General features: G+C 70.3%; 19 protein-coding genes. 11 read left to right on the top strand and 8 right to left on the bottom strand.

Annotated elements, in window-relative coordinates; genetic code table 11:
* Positions 1–8: 8 nt before the first annotated feature.
* Entirely contained in the window at positions 9–1613 is a 1605-nt protein-coding gene (locus LC039_RS23405) for a sensor histidine kinase (protein ID WP_226628735.1), read from the bottom strand.
* A 152-nt stretch (positions 1614–1765) separates the two neighbouring features.
* Here LC039_RS23405 and LC039_RS23400 point away from each other — a divergent pair, with 152 nt between their 5' ends.
* The 5 genes from LC039_RS23400 (at position 1766) to LC039_RS23380 (ending at position 5235) form a co-directional block, all read left to right on the top strand.
* Positions 1766–1969: a hypothetical protein gene (locus LC039_RS23400; RefSeq protein WP_226628734.1), complete on the top strand. Its 204-nt coding sequence runs from the start codon at positions 1766–1768 to the stop codon at positions 1967–1969.
* Between the two features lie 208 nt (positions 1970–2177).
* Positions 2178–3008: an ABC transporter permease gene (locus tag LC039_RS23395; RefSeq protein ID WP_413463857.1), complete on the top strand. Its 831-nt coding sequence runs from the start codon at positions 2178–2180 to the stop codon at positions 3006–3008.
* A gap of 224 nt (positions 3009–3232) precedes the next feature.
* The gene (locus tag LC039_RS23390; RefSeq protein ID WP_226628732.1) at positions 3233–3967 is read left to right on the top strand and encodes an ABC transporter ATP-binding protein; all 735 of its coding nucleotides are present in this window, start codon (positions 3233–3235) and stop codon (positions 3965–3967) included.
* On the top strand, positions 3964–4761 hold the full coding sequence (locus LC039_RS23385; protein WP_226628730.1) for an ABC transporter permease: 798 nt from the start codon (positions 3964–3966) through the stop codon (positions 4759–4761). The genes LC039_RS23390 and LC039_RS23385 overlap by 4 nt, the downstream gene beginning before the upstream one ends.
* A 78-nt stretch (positions 4762–4839) precedes the next feature.
* Positions 4840–5235 carry a hypothetical protein gene (locus LC039_RS23380; protein WP_226628728.1) on the top strand — a complete coding sequence of 132 codons (396 nt, stop codon included), beginning with the start codon at positions 4840–4842 and terminating at the stop codon, positions 5233–5235.
* An 18-nt stretch (positions 5236–5253) separates the two neighbouring features.
* Here LC039_RS23380 and LC039_RS23375 read toward each other — a convergent pair whose 3' ends face one another.
* The 4 genes from LC039_RS23375 to LC039_RS23360 are packed head-to-tail and all read right to left on the bottom strand — an operon-like array spanning position 5254 to position 9048.
* Positions 5254–6030: a heme ABC transporter ATP-binding protein gene (locus LC039_RS23375; RefSeq protein ID WP_226628727.1), complete on the bottom strand. Its 777-nt coding sequence runs from the start codon at positions 6028–6030 to the stop codon at positions 5254–5256.
* A gap of 3 nt (positions 6031–6033) precedes the next feature.
* On the bottom strand, positions 6034–7101 hold the full coding sequence (locus tag LC039_RS23370) for a FecCD family ABC transporter permease (protein ID WP_226628725.1): 1068 nt from the start codon (positions 7099–7101) through the stop codon (positions 6034–6036).
* A 1-nt stretch (position 7102) separates the two neighbouring features.
* Positions 7103–7963, bottom strand: coding sequence for an ABC transporter substrate-binding protein (locus LC039_RS23365; protein WP_264179656.1), 861 nt, complete (start codon positions 7961–7963; stop codon positions 7103–7105).
* Positions 7964–7980: 17 nt separating this feature from the next.
* Positions 7981–9048 (bottom strand): hemin-degrading factor, encoded by a 1068-nt coding sequence (locus LC039_RS23360; protein ID WP_226628723.1) that lies wholly within the window; start codon positions 9046–9048, stop codon positions 7981–7983.
* 427 nt (positions 9049–9475) lie between these two features.
* Here LC039_RS23360 and LC039_RS23355 point away from each other — a divergent pair, with 427 nt between their 5' ends.
* Positions 9476–11476: a TonB-dependent receptor domain-containing protein gene (locus tag LC039_RS23355; protein WP_226628722.1), complete on the top strand. Its 2001-nt coding sequence runs from the start codon at positions 9476–9478 to the stop codon at positions 11474–11476.
* A gap of 136 nt (positions 11477–11612) precedes the next feature.
* Here the strand turns inward: LC039_RS23355 and LC039_RS23350 are convergent, their stop codons facing one another.
* On the bottom strand, positions 11613–13040 hold the full coding sequence (locus LC039_RS23350; RefSeq protein ID WP_226628721.1) for an alanine/glycine:cation symporter family protein: 1428 nt from the start codon (positions 13038–13040) through the stop codon (positions 11613–11615).
* 212 nt (positions 13041–13252) lie between these two features.
* On the opposite strand from LC039_RS23350, the gene LC039_RS23345 reads away from it, so the two are divergent.
* On the top strand, positions 13253–14065 hold the full coding sequence (locus LC039_RS23345) for a helix-turn-helix domain-containing protein (RefSeq protein WP_226628720.1): 813 nt from the start codon (positions 13253–13255) through the stop codon (positions 14063–14065).
* A gap of 18 nt (positions 14066–14083) precedes the next feature.
* On the opposite strand, the gene LC039_RS23340 is transcribed toward LC039_RS23345, so the two are convergent.
* Together LC039_RS23340 and LC039_RS23335 are read right to left on the bottom strand one after the other, a co-directional pair.
* The gene (locus tag LC039_RS23340) at positions 14084–15037 is read right to left on the bottom strand and encodes an asparaginase (protein WP_226628719.1); all 954 of its coding nucleotides are present in this window, start codon (positions 15035–15037) and stop codon (positions 14084–14086) included.
* Between the two features lie 270 nt (positions 15038–15307).
* Positions 15308–16237 carry a LysR family transcriptional regulator gene (locus LC039_RS23335; RefSeq protein ID WP_226628718.1) on the bottom strand — a complete coding sequence of 310 codons (930 nt, stop codon included), beginning with the start codon at positions 16235–16237 and terminating at the stop codon, positions 15308–15310.
* 95 nt (positions 16238–16332) lie between these two features.
* On the opposite strand from LC039_RS23335, the gene LC039_RS23330 reads away from it, so the two are divergent.
* The 4 genes from LC039_RS23330 to LC039_RS23315 are packed head-to-tail and all read left to right on the top strand — an operon-like array spanning position 16333 to position 20826.
* The gene (locus tag LC039_RS23330; protein WP_226628716.1) at positions 16333–17295 is read left to right on the top strand and encodes a TAXI family TRAP transporter solute-binding subunit; all 963 of its coding nucleotides are present in this window, start codon (positions 16333–16335) and stop codon (positions 17293–17295) included.
* Position 17296: 1 nt separating this feature from the next.
* On the top strand, positions 17297–19156 hold the full coding sequence (locus LC039_RS23325; RefSeq protein WP_226628714.1) for a TRAP transporter permease: 1860 nt from the start codon (positions 17297–17299) through the stop codon (positions 19154–19156).
* A complete protein-coding gene (locus LC039_RS23320; protein WP_226628712.1) occupies positions 19153–20490 on the top strand; it encodes an acyclic terpene utilization AtuA family protein in 1338 nt (445 codons plus the stop codon). Before LC039_RS23325 ends, LC039_RS23320 begins: the two co-directional genes overlap by 4 nt.
* Positions 20491–20526: 36 nt before the next feature.
* The gene (locus LC039_RS23315) at positions 20527–20826 is read left to right on the top strand and encodes a hypothetical protein (protein WP_226628710.1); all 300 of its coding nucleotides are present in this window, start codon (positions 20527–20529) and stop codon (positions 20824–20826) included.
* The last annotated feature ends 23 nt before the right edge of the window (positions 20827–20849 follow it).

Here is a 20849-nt window from a genome sequence, read left to right as displayed (position 1 = left end):
GCGGCAGGCTAGCGCGGCGCGCGCGGCAGGCGAACCGCGATCTTGGTGCCGGGTGAGGCGCCGAGCGCCTCGGCGGGGGGCAGGGGGCTTTGCACCGCGATGCGGCCGCCCTGCTGCTCGATCACCCAACGCGCCAGCGGCAGGCCGAGGCCGAAACCCTGCGCGCGGGCGCTGCCGCCCTGCGCGAACCGGTCGAAGAGCTGCGCCTGCATGTCGCCGGGGATGCCGGGGCCGTTGTCGGTGAGGCTGATCTCGGCCTCGGAGCCGTCGTCGCGCAGCTCCAGTTTCAGTGCGCCGCCGCCGCGGGCGTGGCGCAGGGCGTTGCGGATCAGCCCGGTCAGCACCTGCCGCAGCCAGTTGCGGTCGGCGATCACGGTCAGCGGGGCAGGGGGGACGGCGGGGGCGTCCATCCGCATCCCGGCGCTGCAGATCTCGGCGGCGGTCTCGGCCAGCGCCTCCTGCGCCAGCGCGGCCAGGTCGACGGGCTCGGGATCGAACGTGAGCTGCCCGGTCTCGGAGCGGGCGACGCGCAGCAAATCGTCGATGCGGCGGCTGAGGCGGGTGGCGCGGCTCTCGATGGTGGCAAAGGCGGCCTCGGGCTCGGGCGCGCCTTTCCGGCCGAGCTGCGCCTCCATCAGGATCACGGTGAGCGGGGTGCGCAATTCATGGCTGATGTCGGCGAAGAAGCGGCGGCGGTCCTCGTCGGTGCGTTCGAGCCGGGCGTTGGCGGTCCGCAGCGCCTCGGTGCGCTGCGCGATGGTCTCGTTGAGCCGAGCGCGGTCCTCGGCCACCGTCTCGGCGCGGCTGGCGAGGGCCTGCGCCATGCGGCGCGTCTCGGAATAGAGCGCGCCGATCTCGTCCTGCCGGGTGCCGGGCAGGGCGATGGCGAAATCCTCCTGCCCGATGCGGCGGGCGGCGGCGCGCAGCGCGTCGAGGCGGCGGAACTGCGGGCGCACCAGCCCGAAGTAGAACCCCGCCGAGAGCGCGAGCGCGCCCAGCCCCATCACCACCGCCGCCAGCACCAGCCGGTGGCGCAGCGCGTCGATGCCCTTCAGGATCTCGCGGCGCAGCCGGCGCTCCTCGTTGACCGCCTCGGCGAGCAGCGGCTCGACGCCCGAGGCGAAGGTGTCGAGATGGGCGCGCAGGCGGGCGGGGTCGCTGGTGCCGGAGGTCAGCCCGGCCTGGGCGGAGCGGAAGAGCGCCTCGATCCGCGCCAGCGAAAGCGAGAGCGTTGCGCGGCGGCTCTGCGCGTCGAGGCCGCGGGCCGCGGCGACCTCGGTGTCGAGCCCGGCGCGGAGCCGGGCGAAGGTGTTGCTGAGGGTCTCGGCGATGCCTTCGGTGCGCGTCGCGCGGGTTTCGGGGGGCTGGCCGCTCTGGATCAACTCGGCGGCGACGACGATGTAGGTGGAGACCTGCGTGGAGAGCGCGGCGTAGTCCTCGAGCCGCGCCTCGGCGGCCAGCGCCGAGTCGAGCCGGTCCGAGACTCGGGCCATGCCGAGCACGATGATCGACGCGGTGAGCAGCGTCGCGAGGCCGAGAAGCCCCGCACCCAGCCCCAGCCGCGCCTTCAGCGACAGGGATGATTGCTCGAAAAACCGACGCTGCTCTTTCATGCTTGCCTGAAAAACACCCGTTCGCTCATGAAATGCGCGTCTTCGCCGGGCAATGCTGCGCTGCGGCGAAACTGACACAAATTACGCCCCCCGAATATTAATACTCAGGGGGGATACTGGAGGGGCATCACGTTCAACCTTACGAGGCAACCATGATTGAGCTTCTCTTTGTGGCGTGCTTGTCCAGTGCGCCCGATCAGTGTCAGCAGCGCAGCCTTCTTTACACCGATGTCACCCATATGGCCTGCATGATGGGCGCCCAGCCCGAACTGGCCCGCTGGGTCGAGGAACACCCGAACTACACGGTCTCCAACTGGAAGTGCCGTGAGGTCGGCGAGGGTGAGATCGAAGCCTGATCCCGCGCCTGCCGTCATCTGCGGTCCCCGCATCAGCGCCATGTTCCGGGCCGAGTACGATCTTTTTCCGGTTTGACCATTTTCCAGGGCAACGAATTTGATTTGTTCCTTTTACCATCCCGATGCGCCGGGCCGAACCGCTCCCTAAGGAGCAATTGACGCGGGCCGACTCAACCGTCACCCTTCTCCGCCGGAGAGGGAGGATGTCGTGCAGGGCAACGAGACCGCCGTGCGTGTGATCGGCAGGGGCATAAGCGGACAGGCAGACAGGGCGCACCCCTCGGGGCGCTCGGGGCCGGGCCGAGTCGGAGTCACGGCGGTTTCGCTGTCCGTGCTGCTGCTGCTGTGGGTGATCGCCGCCCATCTCACGGCGGATGCGCAGATCCTGCCGCAGCCCTGGGCGCTGGCCGATCCCTTCGCCGAGGCGCTGCGCTCGGGCGAGCTGCTCTACCATCTTGGCAAGACGCTGACCCGGGTGGCGTGGGCCTTCGTGCTGGCCATGGGGCTCGGCATCGCGCTGGGGATGGCGATGGGGCGTTTCCCGAAGCTCGACCGCTGGCTCGATCCGTGGCTGGTGATTTTCCTCAACCTGCCGGCGCTGGTGCTGATCGTGCTGTGCTACCTGTGGATCGGCCTCAACGAGACCGCCGCCATCGTCGCGGTGACGCTCAACAAGATCCCCAATGTCGCCACGGTGATCCGCGAGGGGGCGCGGGCGCTGGACCCGGGGCTCGACGCCATGGCGCAGGTCTACCGCATGCCGCTGGCGCGGCGGTTGCGCCACGTGGTGCTGCCGCAGCTCGCGCCCTTCATCACCGGCGCGGCGCGCGCCGGGGTGGCGGTGATCTGGAAGATCGTGCTGGTGGTCGAGTTCCTCGGCCGCTCGGACGGGGTGGGGTTCCAGATTCACCTCTATTTCCAGCTCTTCGATGTCGGGATGGTGCTGGTCTACGCGTTTTCCTTCATCGCGGTGATGCTGGCGGTGGAATGGCTGGTGCTGCAGCCCTGGGAGCGGCGCGCGCGCCGGTGGCGGGGATGAGACCCTGGCCGCTTGGTGCAGCGCCCGGAATCAAGGCCGAAGGCCGCCGGGCGAGCGACGGCCCGTCCCCGCGGGCTGGCGCTTTGGAACCGGCCGGCACCCGTTCGAGATCATTCGGTCATGGCCGGGTTGAAGTGAAGACCTCTCAGGGCGCTGCGCCACCCCACGGGCCGTCGCGCGCCCGGCTCGCACTCGGTGGCGGAACTCGGAAGGTTCACCGCTGAATGACCGCCCTCGACGTCTCCGACCTGCGCTACAGCTACGGGCCGAAGCGCGCGCTCGACGGGGTGAGCTTTGCGCTGCGGCCCGGGTTCACCGCGCTGCTCGGGCCGAACGGGGCGGGCAAGTCGACGCTCTTCGCGCTGCTCACCCGGCTCTTCGTCACCCGCGAGGGGCATATCACCGTGGCCGGGCACGACATGGCGCGCGAACCGCGGGCGGCGCTGTCGAAGATCGGCGTGGTCTTCCAGCAGCCGACCCTCGATCTCGACATGAGCGTGATGCGCAACATGCGCTACTTCGCGGCGCTGCACGGCATTTCCGGGCGCGAGTCCGGCAACCGCGCCGAGGCGGCCCTGGCGCAGCTCGGCATGGCGGAGCGCGCGGGCGAGAAGGCGCGCAGCCTCAACGGCGGCCACCGGAGGCGGATGGAGATCGCCCGCGCGCTGATCCACCGGCCCGAGGTGCTGCTGCTCGACGAACCCACCGTCGGGCTGGATTTCGAGAGCCGCCAGGCCATCGTCGCGCATGTGCACGGGCTGGCGGCGGCCGGGCTCACCGTGCTCTGGGCCACGCATCTCGTCGACGAGATCGCCGAGGGCGACGACGTGGTGGTGCTGCACCGGGGGCGGGTGCTGGCGCATGCGCCCGCGGCGGAGCTGCGCGGCGACCGGCCGCTGGCCGAGGTCTTCATCGAGATGACCGGGCAGACGCGCATGGCGGGGGAGGGGCAGGGATGAACGCCTGGCTCGTCGCCATGCTCGCCATCGTCCGCCGCGAGGCGGCGCGCTTCGTGCACCAGCGTTCGCGGTTCCTCGCGGCGCTGGTGCGGCCGCTGGTCTGGCTCGTGGTCTTCGCCGCCGGCTTCCGCGCCGCGCTGGGGATGTCGATCATCCCGCCCTACGAGACCTACATCACCTACGAGGTCTACATCATCCCCGGGCTTTGCGGGATGATCCAGCTTTTCAACGGCATGCAGAGCTCGCTCAGCCTGGTCTACGACCAGGAGATGGGCTCGATGCGGCTGCTGCTCACCTCGCCGCTGCCGCGCTGGTGGCTGCTGCTGTCGAAGCTGCTGGCGGGGGTCGCGGTCTCGGTGCTGCAGGTCTACGTCTTCCTGGCAGTGGCGGCGGGCTTCGGCATCGTGCTGCCGGGCTGGGGCTACGTGCTGGTGCTGCCGGCGCTGCTGCTCTCGGGGCTGATGCTGGGCGCGCTGGGGCTGCTGATCTCCTCGACCATCCGGCAACTGGAGAATTTCGCCGGGGTGATGAACTTCGTGATCTTCCCGATGTTCTTCCTGTCGACCGCGCTCTACCCGCTGTGGAAGATGGCCGAGAGCTCGACCCTGCTGCGCGACATCTGCGCCGCCAACCCCTTCACCCATGCGGTCGAGCTGATCCGCTTCGCGCTCTACCAGAGACTCAACGGATGGGCGCTGCTCTGGGTGGCGCTGGCCTTTGCCGTCTTCTTCGGGCTGGCGCTGCTCGGCTACGATCCGGCGCATGGCATGAGCCGGCGGCGCAAGGGTGGCTGAGCGGTGGGATCGCCGCTGTTTTTGCCACGCAAATGCGCTATCCTCCGGCCAGGCTGATGTTTTTACCCCGAGGTTCCGATGCGCCACCGTGTGCTGTTACTCCTGCCGCTTGTCCTGACCGCCTGTGCCACCACGCAGGAGGTCTGCATCGACCGCGGTGCGGCGCGGATCCGCAACCTCGACGCGCGCATCGCCGAGGCGCAGGGCAATATCGACCGCGGCTATGCGATCTTCGTCTCCGAGACGCCGCAGGCGACCGTCGGCTTCTGCTCGGGCTACGGCATGGGGCACCACCATTACGGCGGCATCAACACCTGCATCTCGTCGGACCCCGGCCCGCGCGAGCAGGCAGTGGCGATCGACGTGGCCGAGGAGCGCGCCAAGCTGCAGCAACTCGTCGCGGCGCGCGCCAGCGAAGAGGCACGCTACCAGCAGCAGGTGGCGCAGTGCCGGGCGGCCTTCCCCGAGGAGTGATTTTCGCCGCGCGGCCCGTCAGAGCCGCGCCGTGTGCGGCAGCACGTAGACGCCGCGCGCGGGCGGCGTGCTGACCCTAAGCGTGCAGCCGTAGGCGTGCGACAGCAGCTCGTCGCGCAGCAGCGTCTCGGGCGCGGCCTGTTCCAGCAGCCGCCCTTCGGCGAGCAGCGCGACGCTGTCGGCGAACATCGCGGTGAGGTTGAGGTCGTGCAGGATCGCCACCACGCCGCCGCCGGCGTCGGCGAAGTCGCGGGCGATCTGCATCACCTGAAGCTGGTGCGCGATGTCGAGGCTGGAGACCGGCTCGTCGAGGAACAGCCAGCGCGGCTGGCCATGGGCGATGGGCTCCCAGACCTGGCAGAGCACGCGGGCGAGCTGCACGCGCTGCTGCTCGCCGCCCGAGAGTTCCTGGTAGCGCCGCCCGGCGTAGCCCGACAGACCGACGCGGGCCAGCGCGCGCGGCGTCAGGTCGGGCGCCCCCGCCTTGCCGTCTTGGATTTGCCCGAGCCGGATGACCTCGGCCACGGTGAAGGGAAAGGCCAGCGGGGTGAATTGCGCCAGCACCGCCCGGCGCAGCGCGAGGCGCCAGGCGGGCAGCGTCGAGAGGTCGTCACCACCAAGGGAAATTTTCCCGTGATAGGGAAGGTCGCCGGTCATCGCCCGCAGCAGCGTGGTTTTGCCCGAGCCGTTCGGGCCGACGATGGCGGTGAGCGCGCCGGGCGCGGCGCGGAAGTGCACGCCCTCCAGCACGCGGCGGCGGCCGTAGCTCACGGTGATGTCACGGGCGTCGAGCATGGCTCAGAACTCCAGGCTGCCGCGGCGGCGCAGCAGGATCCACATGAAGACCGGCCCGCCGATCACCGCGGTGACGATGCCGATGGGCAGCTCGCTCGGGGCGACGACGCTGCGGCTGACGACGTCGGCGAGCAGCAGCAGGCTGGCGCCGAGCAGCCCCGCGTTGACCAGCAGCGCGCGGTGGTCCGGCCCGGTGGCGAGGCGCAGCAGGTGCGGCACGACGATGCCGACGAAGCCGATGCCGCCCGAGATCGCCGTGGCCGCGCCGACCGCCGCGGCGACCACCAGCACGGCCAGGGTCTTCAGCCGCTGCACCGGGACGCCGAGGTGATGCGCCGCCGCCTCGCCGAGCGCCAGCGCGTTCAGCCCGCGCGCCAGCAGCGGGGCGGCGAGCAGGGCGGCCAGCATCAGCGGCGCGGCGGCGAGGGTCTTGCTCCAGGTCGACCCGGCGAGCGAGCCGAGCCCCCAGAAGGTCAGGTCGCGCAGCTGCTGGTCGTCGGCGATGTAGATCAGCAGCCCCGAGAGCGCGCCGGTCATCGCCGCGAGGGCGATGCCGCCGAGCAGCATCGTCGCCACCGAGGTATGGCCGCCGCGGGTGGCGATGACGTAGAGCGCGGTCACCGCGAGCCAGCTTCCGGCAAAGGCCATGACCGGCACCAACGCCGGGCCGAGCAGCGCGGCGATCCCCGCGGGCAGCAGCCCGCCGAGCACGATGGCGGTGATCGCGCCGAGCCCGGCGCCGGCGCTGACCCCGACGAGCCCCGGATCGGCCAGCGGGTTGCGGAACAGCCCCTGCAGCACCGCCCCGGCCACCGCCAGCGAGGCGCCGACCATCATGCCGGTGAGCAGCCGCGGCAGGCGGATGTCCCACAGAATGATCCGGCTGCGCGCCTCGATCTCGCGCCCGGCCAGCAGGTCGGCGAGCGCCGCGCCCAGCGACACGTCCGAGGCGCCGACGGCGAGGCTGGCCCAGGCGGCGGCGAGCAGCAGCGCGGCCAGCGCCCAGCTCGTGCGGCGGGCCAGCCTGCGGCGGTCGCCCGCGAGCCCGATCTCGGGATGGATCGCCACCATCTCAGCCGCCCGCGAGCGCATGCGCCAGCTCGGTCGCCGCCTCGGCGGTGCGCGGGCCGAAGCCGAGCAGTTTCATCCCGTCCATGCGCAGCACGGCGCGCGCCTCGCCCGCCGGGGTCGAGAGGATCGCCGGATGCGAGAACAGCGCCGCGTCACTGACCGCCATCTCGCCGCCGCGCGCCATCATCAGGATCACGTCGGGCGCCGCGGCGATGACCGCCTCGTCCGACAGCGGCTTGTAGCCCGAGACGCCGGTGAGCGCATTGACGCCCCCGGCGAGTCGGATGATGCCGTCGGCGGCGGTGTCGCTGCCGCCCGCCATGATCCGCCCGCCCTGCATCGACAGCACGAAGAGCACGCGGCGCGGCGGCGCTCCGGCGGCCTCCTGCGCGGCGATCTCCCCGGCGGCGTCGAGCGCCGCGGCCACCTCGGCGGCGAGGGCATCGCCCTTCTGCGGCACGCCGAGCACCTCGGCGACGCGGTGGATCTTGGTCAGCACGGCGGCGCGGTCGAAGCCGTCGGGGATCTCGGCGAAGGCGATGCTGGCCTCCTTCAGCAGCTCGACCACCTCGGGCGGGCCGGCGCCCTCCTCGGTGAGGATCAGCGTGGGGTTTACCGAGAGCACGCCCTCGGGCGAGAGCCGCCGAATGTAGCCGATGTCGGGCAGCCCGGTGACCTCGGGCGGGTAGTTGGAGGTGGTGTCGCGGGCGACCAGCCGGTCCTGCTCGCCGAGGGCGTAGACGATCTCGGTGACCGCGCCGCCGATCGAGACGATACGATCCTCCGGGCGATCCGCGGGGCCGGCCTCCTGTGCGCGCAGCGGTGCGGGCAGCAGGGGCAGGGCGGCCAGCGCGGCCAGCATGAGGCGGCGCGACGGGCTCACGACAGCACCTCGGCGGGTGCGGCTTCGGGCAGGGCGGCGGCGAGCGCCTCGAACTCGGCGGCCCGGTCCTGCGGTTTGCGCACCCCGAAGATCTGCAGGATGATCCGGCCCTCGGCGTCGAAGGCCTCGACCGAGACCGCCATGCCGCGGCGGGTCGGCTTGTGCACCTCCCAGACCTCGGCGACATGGTCGCTGCGCAGGTGCATGTCGAAGCCGGGGTCGAGCACGTTCAGCCAGGGCCCCATGGTCTTGATATTGGTGACCGGGCCGGAATGGATCTGGATGCAGCCCTGGTTGCCGACGAAGATCATCACCGGCACCTGGCTGGCCGAAAGCTCGGTGAACAGCGTGCCGAGGCTCTGCGGCGCGAGCGGACGGACGTAGGGGGCGCCCGCGATGCGGTAGGCGCCGAGCCGGTTCATCTTGAGCCGGCTGACCATCATCAGGAACTGGTGGGTGTCGGTGAGCCTGTCCCAGTTGGCGCGCAGCTCCTCGGCGCGGTCGGGGCGGGATTTCGCGGGCTCCGGCGCCTCTCGCGGGGCGGTCTGCAGCGTGTCGTCCTGCGTCTCGAGCGCGAGCCCGGCGACCACGGCCTCCCAGGCGGCATGGTCCGAGCCCGGGCGCAGGTGGATCTTGTGCACCGCGTCCCCGGCGGCGTCGTAGACCAGCAGCGCGCGGCGCCGGCCCTTTTCGGTCTGCTGGTCGAGCGCGAAGCCATGCACCCAGTGCCGCGGGAAAATGCGCAGGTCGATCTCGTCGTTGAGCACCATCGCGGCATGCTCGCCCGCGTGGTAATTGGCGTAGCGCCCGACCTTCTCGTGCACGCAGGAGGGCGTGCGGGTCAGCGCCATGACCTCGCCGAGCCGCTCGGCGGCGGCCATCAGCCGGTCCGGATCGGCGCTGATCCGGGTGACGCCCTGGCCGACATGGGCGGCCATGAGCTGCGCTTCGCTGATCCCGAGCTGCTCGGCGACGTCGCGGTCGCGCAGGGTGGCCTGTGCGAGACGGGCGGTGCGGATGTCCTCGGCGGACAAGGACGCGGATGGGGACGGGGTCTGGGACATTGCTGTCACTCCTGGCCTGTGTGGACGCGATGTCTGGCGTGCACCCTCGGGCGCAGTGGCTGGAGCGAAACTCTGCAGTTATACCCGACATTTATACTCAGGTAGAGGCGGCGCGCAAGGGCCGCGGCGCGGGCGGGGCGGCGTCGCCATGGCCCGCACAAGTCTCTGGCAGGGCGAAAATAATTCCAGAGTAAAATACTTGACTTCTTGCCCCGAGGGAATTTACCCCTTGCAGAGCGCCAGCTGAAAGTGGTCGGGCAGCCTCTGCCCGAACGTCTGCGCGAGCGAAAACCCCAAATCGAAAACCCAGGGCGACCGGCCGCAGCCGGACGCTCGATGACGCGTGCGCCGGTGCCCCTGCGGGCTCCGGGCGTGGCTGCCGTTGCAGGCATGTCCCGCCGGCGCAGGGACAAGGACGGACAAGACGATGACAGTTTCAGCGATGCACCGCTGCGCGACCGCCATGGCGCTGGTGATGGCGGCGACCGGGACGCAGGGTCTCGCGCAGGACGCGGACGACAGCGAGGCGGTTTTCCTCGGGCGGATCGTGGTGGGCACCTCGGCGGACGGCACGCCGGTCTACGCGGGCGAGAACACGTCGCATATCGAGGGCAGCGCGGTGACCGCGCAGGGCGGCACGGCGACGGTGGACGAGGTGATCCGCCAGACGCCGGGTGCCTCGACGCGGCTCAACGCCGGGCAGCCCGGGGTGGCGGTCTCGATCCGCGGCCTGCAGGGGCAGGGGCGCGTGGCGATGACGGTCGAGGGCGTACCGCAGAACTTCCGCTTCAACGGCCACGCTTCGGAAGGCTACGCGAACTTCGAGCCGCTGTTCCTGCAGGGCATCGACATCACCCGCGGGGCGGTGGTGACGGCGGGCGGCAGCGGCTCGGCGGGGGCGGCGAACTTCCGGCTGATCGCGCCCGAGGACATCGTCGACGGCCAGGGGGCCGGGGGGCGGGTCAAGCTGACCTACGGCGACAACGGCGATGACTTCGGGCGCATGGGCGCTGCGGCCTATATCGGCGAGCGCGGCGCGGTGCTGGGCGCCTATGCGCGCACGACGGCGGATGCCTTCGAGGACGGCGCCGGCAACGAGGTCGCCAATACCGACAAGGACCGCGACAGCTACATGCTGCGCGGGCGCTACGCGCTCACCGAGACCCAGGGCCTCGAGCTGCTGGCGACGCGGATGAATGCCGATTACGCGTCGAATTCCTACGAGCAGGAGATGACCACCGATCTCTACAAGCTGGGCTACACGCTGAACTATAGCCCCGCGGTGAACCTGCGCGCGAACCTCTACCGCTCGGTCACCGACAACGAATACACCGGCTCGATCGACGGCACCGGCTCCTACGTCGGGCGGCAGATGCAGACCATCACCACCGGGATCGACGTGACCAACGTCAGCGAGTACGGCTTCGGCGGCTGGAGCCTCACCTCGACCAACGGTTTCGAGTATTACGAGGACGTGCTGGGCGGCGCCGAGGGCGGGGCGAACCCGACCTACGGCGAGGCGAAAAACCTCGGGGTGTTCACCGAGAACGTCTTCGCGAACGGCCCGTGGGAATTTACCGCGGCGCTGCGCTACAGCGACTACAGCCTGAGCGGGCGGCTCGACAACGAGCTGCAGTCCGGCGACGTGGACATCGACGAGTCCTCCTTCGATCCCAAGCTGACGCTGGCCTATCAGGTGAACGACTGGCTGCAGCCCTATGTCTCGGTCTCGCGCAGCACCCGGGCGCCGTCGCTGCAGGAAACCCTGCAGGAGAGCTTCCACGGCTACGGCTTCTTCAACCTCTACCTCGGGCCGAACCCGGACCTCGAGGCCGAGACCACCGAGGGCGGCGAGATCGGCGTGAACATCGCCCGCAACGACCTGCTGTCGTCGGGCGACCGGCTGACCGCGCGGCTGGCCTATTTCAAAATGAACGTCGAGGATTACGTCGCCTATGTGACCGAGGACACCTACACCTCGGTGGGCGCGACGACGCTGGCCTATTACGACAATATCGACGGCACCACGGTCACGCATGGCCTCGAGCTCGAGGCGGCTTACGATGCCGAACTCTGGTCGGCGGCGCTGTCCTACACCAACTCCGACTCGACCCCGCCGTCGGGCTACGAGGGCTACGAGCTGCAGCCGCCCGAGACCTTCTCGACCACGCTGGCCCGCCACTTCCTGCACGGCGATCTGACCGCTGGGGCGACCTACAGCTACACCGCCGCCGGGGTGTCGATCGACAGCGAGGCGGAAAGCGATGCCTACGGGCTCTGGGATGTCTTCGCCAGTTACGCGGCGACCGACTCCCTGCAGCTCACCGCCAAGATCGCCAACCTCGGCGACGTGGAGTACCAGCCCTACGCCGCGAGCGACAACGGGCCGGGCCGGACCTACTACCTCGGGCTGCAGATGACCTTCTGAGCGGGGGGCGCCGCGCGCCTCCGGGGGCCGGCAGGGGGCGCCGTACCGCCACTTGCCGCCGGGCGCGCGGCGCATGAAAAAGGGGGCCGCGCGTTGGCGGCCCCCTTCGGAGCTTCCCGGGCCGGACCGTCGCAGGTCACTCCACGGTGCGGTTCCAGGCTGCGCGGTCGATGTCGAGGTCGGCGTAGTCGTCCGGGTTCAGCACCGGACGGTCGACCCCCGCCGAGAGCTGCGCCTTGAAGTCGCGCAGCAGGCGCAGCGCCACCGGGAAGAGCATCATGATCACCAGCAGGTTGACCAGCGCCAGCACGCCCATCATCGGGTCGGAGAAGAAGAACACCGCGGTCGCGCCGGGCGCCACCGCGCCGACGAAGACGATGGCCATGATCGCCAGGCGGAAGATTACCAGCGACAGAGGGTTCTTCGACAGCACCGTCAGGGCGTTCTCGCCGAGGTAGTAGTTGTAGATGATCGACGAGAAGGCGAAGAGCAGGATCGCCGCGGTCAGGAAGTACTGCGCCCAGGCCCCGAGGTGCGAGACCAGCGACTGCTGGGTCAGCGCCACGCCGTCGATGCCCTCGGCCCCCGGCACGTAGACATCGCCGAGCAGGATGATGAAGGCGGTGCACGAGCAGATCAGGATGGTGTCGATGAACACCGAGAAGGACTGCGTGATGCCCTGGCTGATCGGGTGGCGCACCTCGGCGGTGGCCGCCACGTTGGGCGCCGAGCCGAGGCCCGCCTCGTTGGAGAAAAGCCCGCGCCGCAGGCCCTGCGCCAGCGCCGCCCCCATGCCGCCGCCGACCGCCTGCTCGAAGCCGAAGGCGTTGCGGACGATCGAGGAGATCACGCCTGGGATCTCGGTGATGTTGAGCACGATGACGATCAGCGCCAGCGCCAGGTAGCCGACGGCCATGATCGGCACGATCACGTCCGACGCCTTGGCGATGCGGTGGATGCCGCCGAAGATGATCGCGCCGGCGATCAGCGACAGGGCTATGCCGGTCCACAGCCGCTCGATGCCGAGGCTGTCCTGCACGGCGCCGGCGACGGTATTGCCCTGGAAGGCGTTGAAGCCGAAGCCGAAGGCGGCGATCAGGCAGACCGCGTAGACCACCGCCAGCCAGCGGAACTCCTTGCCGAGCCCGTGGATGATCGACAGGGCCGGGCCGCCGCGGAAGGTGGTCTCGTCGACGCGGCGCTTGTAGAGCTGCGCGATCGAGCATTCGACGAGGCTGGTGGCCATGCCGACCAGCGCCACCGCCCACATCCAGAACACCGCGCCCGGCCCGCCGAGGGTGATCGCCACCGCGACGCCCGCGATATTGCCGCCGCCGACGCGTCCGCCGACCGAGACCAGCAGCGCTTCGCGCGCCGAGATGCGGCTGGGGTCATGCGAGTTGTTGGCGCTGCTCAGGACGCGGAACATGCGCCCGAAGAAGCGGACCTGGACGAAGCCCGTCGCCAGGGTGATGAAGCAGCCGAAGATCACCAGGATCGGGATCAGCGACCAGCCCCATGTCAGATCTCCGATCTTGCCGAAGATCATTTCCAGAAATTCCATGCACTCCTCCAAGGGTTAATGCGGTCAGCGTTGCGCGGGCCAGGCGCACGCCTGAGTGCGCAGGGGGCGCATCGGACCGCGCGGGATGGGCACACCGGGGTGCGCGAAGTGGGCGCACCCTAGGCAGGCGCTGCAGGATTACCATTTCACTAGCTTGCGCCCCCCTGGTGCTGGTTGATACGGGAGCGCGTCAACTAGCGAAGGATGAGCGCATGGCGCGCGACCTGCCCCGGAACCTGCGGCTGCTCTGCAGCTACCACCCGTCGATTGCCGAGGTCTGCCGACAGCTTGGCGTCAACCGCTCGCAGTTCAACCGCTACCTTTCGGGCGAGACCTACCCGTCGCTGCGGCTGATGCAGCGGATGTGCGACTTCTTCGGGGTGGACGAGAGCGAGATGCTGCTGCCGCATGCCAAGTTCTCCGAGCTGGTGCGGCTGCGCCCGCGGCACGCCCCGGCCTCGGTGGAGCGCAACGTGGTGGCGGCGCTGGCCAACGACGTGAGGCTCGACTCGCAGCGCGCGCTGCAGCCCTACCGCGGCTACTACCTGATCTACTACAACTCCATGTCGCATCCGGGGCAGGTGCTGCTGGCGGTGGGGCGGATCTACCCGACGCCCTTCGGCATGAACCTCAAGACCATCGAGAACGTGGGCAAGCCGGGACGCTCGAAGTTCACCTGCAAGTACCAGGGCGCCTGCTTCGTGCTGGGCGACCGGATCTTCATGACGGTAATGGAGACGCTGACCAAGAACGAGGTGATGCAGATCATCCTCTATCCCAGCTACAACAACCGCATCCGCTACCTGACCGGCGTGGTCTCGGGGGTGGCGGCGCGGGCGCCGCGCCCGCCGGCGGCGACGCAGATCGTCTTCGAGTACCTCGGCGAGAGCATCGACCTGCGCCGGCAGATGCGGCGCAGCGCGCTCTACGCGCCGGACAGCCCCGACATCCCCGAGGAGGTGCGCGAGATGCTCAGCTCCTGGAGCCGCCACCCCGGGCCGCTGGTCGAGGCGCCGCTGGCCTGAGCGCTGCCCGCCCGCGGCTCAGGCATCCCGCATCTCGCCGCAGGCGGGGCGGGCGAGGAAGGTGCGGCGCGCTTCGGCGTCTTGGGTCATCGACAGCGCGTGGTGCAGCTTGGCGTAGGCCATCTCGGGGGTCATGTCGCGCCCGTCGATGACCTTGGTGTCGCGCAGCACCCCGCCCGCGGCGTAGGTGCCGAGGCTGATGCCGCCCTCGGGGCATTGGCTGACCGCCACCACCGGCACCCCGCGCGCGGCGGCGCGGGACAGCGCGGCGCGCATCTGCGGCGTGTCGGGGGCGGTGCCCGCGCCGTAGCAGCGCAGCACCAGCCCGTCGCAGCTCTCGGCGGCAAAGCCCAGGATTTCGGTGCAGGCACCCGGCGCCAGCGACAGGATCGCGACCCGGTGCGCGCCGACCTCGATCCCCGCGAGCTGCGGCGCCGGGAAGAGCGGGGCGGCCCCGGTCTGCTCGGCGGCAAAGGCATCGCGCGCGCCGGAGTGGGTCTTGCGCAGTCGCCCGCCGTGCAGCAGGTGGCCGGCGAATTGCACCCAGACGCCGGGCGCGGCCTGCGTCGCCGCCGCGAGCGCATCCGCCAGGTTGTCCCAGCCATCGCTGCCCTCGACCGTCAGCGGCAGCATCGAGCCGGTGAGGATCACCGGCTTGCCCAGCCCGCGCAGCGCGAGGCAGAGCGCGGCGGCGGTGAAGGCCAGCGTGTCGGTGCCATGGGTCACCACGACGGCGTCGAAATCGGCCTGCGCCTCGGTGAGCAGCCGCGTGAGCCGGTTCCAGTCCTCCGGGGTCGCCTCGGCGCTGTCGATCAGCCGGTCGAGCTGGTGCAGGGTGACCGGATGCGGCAGGCGGCCCTCGGCCTCGAGCCGCTGCAGCGCGTCTTCTAAGACTCCGGCCCGCGGTGCGAAGCCCTGCGCTGTGGCCGCCATGCCGATGGTGCCGCCGGTGTGTACCAGAAGAAGTCGCACGTGATCCCTTTCGCTCGTCGCGGCGTCCGGGCCGCAGGGCTATCTCGCGCAGATCGCCGCGCAAGGCCAGCCGCGCCGGAGGCGGCGCCTGGCGCGGACCTTGCCACAGGTCGCGTCAAACAGCGCCAGACGTCATAGAGATCGCAGGGTGCCAGCAGTTGCGGGCGCGGTAAACGCCGTCGCGAGGTCACGCGCGCCGAAAGTGCCCGGACAAGAGACGCCGGAGCAAGTCACCGGAGAGCGGAGACGCGCCCGTCCGGACCCGCGGCTCTATCCGCGGCTTCCTCCGGGCGCGCGCCCGAGGGTGCTGGCCTCGCGCACATGCGCCAGGAAGGCTTGCGCCGAAGGCGAGAGGGATTGCCCGGAACGCCGCACCAGCCCGATCCGCCGCCGCGCGCCGAAGCCGATGATCTCGCGCTGGACCAGGGCTTCCGTGCGCAGAACCGGCAGGGTCAGCGTCGGCAGGGCGGTGATCCCCAGGCCCTCGGCGACAAGGGCCCCCGCCGTGGCAAGGTGCGCCACCTCGAAGCGGGGCGCGAGCGTGTGCCCGATGCGCAGGCAGGCACCGTCGATCAGCTCGCGCACGCTGGTGCCCTGCGCCATGGCGATGAAGGGCATCTCGACCAGCTCTTCCCAGGCGTAGTCGCGCGCCGCGCGCAGCGGCCCGTCGGGCGCCCCCACGGCGACGAAGTGGTCATCCATCAGCGGCTGGAAGGTGAGCCGGCTGCGGGCCGAGAGCGTGCCGGCGGTGAAACCGATCTCGGCGATGCCCGCCTCGACGGCCTCGATCACGCTGCCCGAAAGCGCGTCGACGATGCGCAGGTCGATATCCGGGTGTTCGGCGGAGAAGCTCCGCAGCAGCCCCGGCAGCAGGCCGGCGGTCACCGAGGGCAGCCCAGCGATGGTCAGCCGCCCGTTGCGGGCCGACAGATGCGCCTCGAATTCCGCCATGCCGTCGTCGGCGGTGTTGATCATCCGCTCCGCCACGCGCCCGAAGGCGAGACCCGAGGCGGTGGGCGCGACGTTACGGGTGTCGCGGTCGAAGAGCCGGGCGCCGAGCCGGGCCTCGAGCCCGGTGATCTGCCGCGACAGGGCCGAGGGCGAGAGCGCCAGAACCTCGGCGGCGGCGCGGAACGAGCCGCAGCGCAGCAGCACGAGGACGGCGTTGAAATCGGCGAGCGAGGGATTGGTGCGTTCCATGCACGAATAATGTCAGAAATCTCACTTCAGGCAATAAACATCCTGCGGCATTGTAGCCCCCACGATCCCGCAACCGGGGTCCAAGGGAGGACATCATGAAATCAACGCTCTACGCCCTCATGGGCGCAACTCTGATTGCCGGTCCGGCGCTGGCGCAGGAGACCGACCTGCTGATCGGCTCGACCTCGGCCTCGTCGAGCCACTACGGGTATTTCGTCGCCGTCGGCCAGCTGATCAACGAAAACGCCGAGGGGCTGAAGGCCTCGGTGGTCGAGACCGGCGCCACGATGGACAACATCCGCCGCATGGCGCGCGGTCAGGTCGACCTCGGCCTCGTGACCACCAACGCGGCGCAGCACGCGGTTTCGGGCACCAACGCCTTCGAGGGCAACGCCCAGGACCTGCGCCTGCTCTGGGTCTACACCAACGCGCCGCAGAACGTGATCCTGCGCAAGGACGCGGGCGTGGACAGCCTCGAGGGTCTGTCGGGCGTGCGCTTCAACCCGGGCATCAAGGGCTCGAGCACCGAGTCGACCACCGAGGCGGTGTTCACCGCGCTGGGGCTCGAGGCGGACTACGTGCGCGGCTCGACCACCGACATCGTCGGCGCGATCAAGGACAACCGCGTGGCGGGCTACGTGAAATCGGGCTCGGGCATGAAGCTCGACGGCTCGACCATGGACATCGCCACCTCGACCGACATCACCGTGGTCGGTCTTTCGGACGCCCAGGCGGACACCCTGCGCGAGAAGATGCCCGACATCTCGGTGATCGACATTCCCGAGGGTGCCGCCGATGGCATCCCCGCCTACACCACCTGGAGCTTCGGCGTCGGCGTGGCCGCGCCCGCCTCGATGGACGACGAGACCGCCTACAAGATCGTCTCGGCGATCATGGCCGACGACAGCGCGCAGGCCAATGCCATGGCCAGCCTGAAGGGCGCGGACCTGGCCCAGATGACGCTCGACTACGGCACCGTCCCGCTGCATCCGGGCGCGGCGCGCTGGTTCGAGGAGCAGGGGCTCGAGATCCCCGCCAAGCTGCAGCCGGGGAGCTGACATGACACTGGAGCGCGTCCAGAAGGGGCTGGCGATCCTCGTCGGGGCCTTCGTCTTCTACACCGCCGCGACCGGCCCCTTTGAGGGGCTGATCCAGCGGGCGATCTTCCTCGCCCTCGTGGCCTCCCTCGGTTTCGCGCTCTACCCGCTGGGCGCCGGGAAATCCTGGCGCCCGCTCGGGCTCGCCATCGACCTCGTGCTCTGCGCGGTGACGGTGGGGGCCTGCGGCTACGTGGTCTGGAACTACGATGAAATCATGACGACGCTGCCCTGGGCCACGACGCTCGACATGGCGCTGACCGTCGGGCTCGTGCTGTCGGTGCTCGAGCTCGGGCGGCGCACGGTGGGGCTGATCTTCCCGGTGCTGGTGCTGATCGGCATCGGCTACGCGATGTTCGGCAACCTGCTTCCGGGCGCGCTGGGGCACCGCGGCTTCGACGCGGCCTTCGTGACCGAGACCATCTTCCTCGGCGATCTCGGCATCTGGGGCATGCTCACCGGCGTCGCGGCGACGGTGATCGCCGCTTTCGTGCTCTTCGGCGCGCTGCTGCTGCATTCGGGCGGCGGCCAAGCCTTCATGGATCTGGCCATGCGCCTCGGCGGCCGTCAGCCCGGCGGCGCGGCGAAGATCGCCACCATCGCCTCGGGGCTTTTCGGGATGATCTCGGGCTCTGCCGTGGCCAATGTCGCCACCACCGGCAATTTCACCATCCCGATGATGATCCGCCTCGGCTACCCGCGCCCCTTCGCGGCGGCGGTCGAGGCAGTGGCCTCCACCGGCGGGCAGATCGCGCCGCCGATCATGGGCGCCGCGGCCTTCGTCATGGCCGAGATCCTCGGGCTTCCCTATACCACCATCATCGTCGGCGCGATCCTTCCGGCGGTCCTGTTCTACGTCTCGGTCTTCGTCACCGTGCATTTCGTTGCGCAGCAGCGCGGGCTTGCCGTGGTGCCCGAGGACGAGATGCCGGCCTGGAAAACCATCACCGCGCCGCGCCGGGTGCTGCCGATCCTTGCCGCGCTTGGCGGGCTGGGCATCGGCATCTGGCTCGGCCGCTCGATCGCCACCGCCGCCTTCTACGGGGTCGTCGGCCTGCTGATCGCCTTCGTCGCCACCCAGGCCGGACGGCTGAACCCGCGTGAGATGGCCGGGCGGGTGATCGACGGTCTCGAGGACGCGGGCAAGGGCATGGTGATCATCGGCGTGCTGCTCGCCGGGGCGCAGGTGCTGGTCTCGATGATCAACATGACCGGCATCGGCGTGACGCTGTCTTCGCTGATCGTCACGATGGCCGGGGACTCGGTCGTGCTGGTGGCAATCATCGTCGGGCTGGTCTGCCTGATCATGGGCATGGGCCTGCCGACCACCGCCGCCTACGTGCTGGTGGCCGCGGTGCTCGCCCCGGCGATGACCGCCGTGGGGGTCGACCCGCTGGCCGCGCATCTCTTCGTCTTCTACTTCGCGACGATCTCGGTGATCACCCCGCCGGTCTGCGTTGCGGTCTTCGTCGGCTCGGGCATCGCCAATACCAACTGGCTGCCCGCCGCGGGCGAGGCGGTGCGGCTTGGCGCGGTGACCTACCTCGTGCCCTTCCTGCTGCTGCTCTACCCGGGCATGACCATGTCGGGCGGCCTCGTCGGGATCGTCGAGGCGGCGGCCGCGGGTATGGCGCTGGTGCTGGCGGTGCCGGCGCTGCTGAGCGGCACGCCCCTCACCGGCAGGCGCGGCCTCGACATCCTGCTGCTGCTGCTGGTCATCGCGCTGGCGATCTGGCCAATGCTGATCACGCCGTTCATGGCGCTGGCGATCTTCTTCGGCGCCCGCGCAGTGGGCCGCGCGCAGGGGAGGGCGATGGCATGAGCATGGTTCGCATTGGCACCGGCGCGGGCTTCCAGGGCGACCGCATTGCCCCCGCCGTCGATCTCGCCGAGCGCGGCGAGCTGGACTTCCTGGTCTTCGAATGCCTCGCCGAGCGCACCATCGCGCTGGCGCAGCAGGCGCGGCTGGCCGATCCCGGGGCCGGGTTCGACCCGCTGCTCGAGCGCCGCATGCGCGCCGTGCTGCCCGCCTGTGCCCGCAATGGTACGCGCATCGTCACCAATATGGGCGCGGCCAACCCCCGCGCCGCCGCCGAGCGGACGCGCGCCGTGGTGCGCGAGCTGGGCCTGCCGCTGACCGTGGCGGCGGTGACCGGCGACGACGTCCTGCCCCTCATCGGCGATTGCATCCTGACCGAGACCGGCGCCCCGGCGCGGGCGCTCGGGGAGCGGCTGATCTCGGCCAATGCCTATATCGGCGTCGCGGGCATCGTCGAGGCGCTGGACGCCGGGGCCGACATCGTGATCTGCGGCCGGGCCTCGGATCCGGCGCTCTTCCTTGCGCCGCTGGTGCATCGCTTCGGCTGGGCGATGGACGATTGGGTGCGGCTCGGACGCGGCACGCTTGTCGGGCATCTGCTGGAATGCTCGGCGCAGATCACCGGCGGCTATTTCGCCGACCCGGGAGTGAAGGACGTGCCGGATCTCGCGGACGTCGGCTTCCCGCTGGCGGAGGTCTCGGACGACGGCAACGCGGTGATCACCAAGCTGCCCGGCACCGGGGGTCTGGTCAGCCGCGCCACCTGTACCGAGCAGTTGCTCTACGAGATCCACGATCCGGCCCGCTACATGCAGCCCGACGTGGTGGCCGATTTCTCGCAGGTCGAGCTCGAGGAAATCGGCATCGACCGGGTGCGCGTCACCGGTGGAACGGGGCATCCAGCGACGGGCGAGCTCAAGGTGTCCGTCGGCTACCGCGATGGCTGGCGCGGCGAGGGGCAGATCTCCTACGCCGGGGCCAATTGCGTGGCGCGGGGGCGGCTCGCCGCCGAGCTGGTGCGCCAGCGCCTGTCGGACTGGGGCAGCCGGATCCTCGAGGAGCGGGCCGACCTCATCGGTCTCGATGCGGTGGCCCCCGGCGGCGCCCGCGGCGCGGCGGAGCCCGCCGAGGTGCGGCTGCGCGTTGCGGCGCGCTGCGCCGATCAGGAGACCGCGCAGCGAGTCGGCGAGGAGGTCGAGAGCCTTTACCTCTGTGGTCCCGCAGGCGGTGGCGGCGTCAGCCGGGCGCACCGCGAGATCATCGCGGTCGCCTCGGCGCTGCTCCCCGCCGCATCGGTCACGGTGCGCAGCGAACTTTCCGAGACGCTCGATGCCTGAGCGTCTCGAGATCCCGGTCAGCCGAAGGACACGGCCATGAAACTTCACGAGATTGCGCATGCGCGCACCGGCGACAAGGGCGATGTGTCGAACATCTCGGTCATCGCCTACCGCGCCGAGGACTGGCCGCGGATCCACGACGCGCTCACCCCGGAACGGGTCGCGCGCCACATGGGAGACGTGGCGGCCGAGGATGTGACCCGCTACGCGCTGCCGCAGCTTCACGCGCTCAACTTCGTGATCCGCGGCGCGTTGAAGGGCGGCGTCACCCGGTCGCTGGCGCTCGACGCCCACGGCAAATGCCTTGCGTCGGTTCTGCTCGAGCTGGAGCTGTGACCGGCGCAGGCTTCAGGATGATC

This window comes from Alloyangia pacifica, assembly GCF_020524285.1.
Taxonomy (GTDB): Bacteria; Pseudomonadota; Alphaproteobacteria; order Rhodobacterales; family Rhodobacteraceae; genus Salipiger; species Salipiger pacificus_B.
The sequence above is the reverse complement of the archived record's forward strand: the minus strand, read 5'-3'. Positions and strand labels throughout refer to the sequence as shown.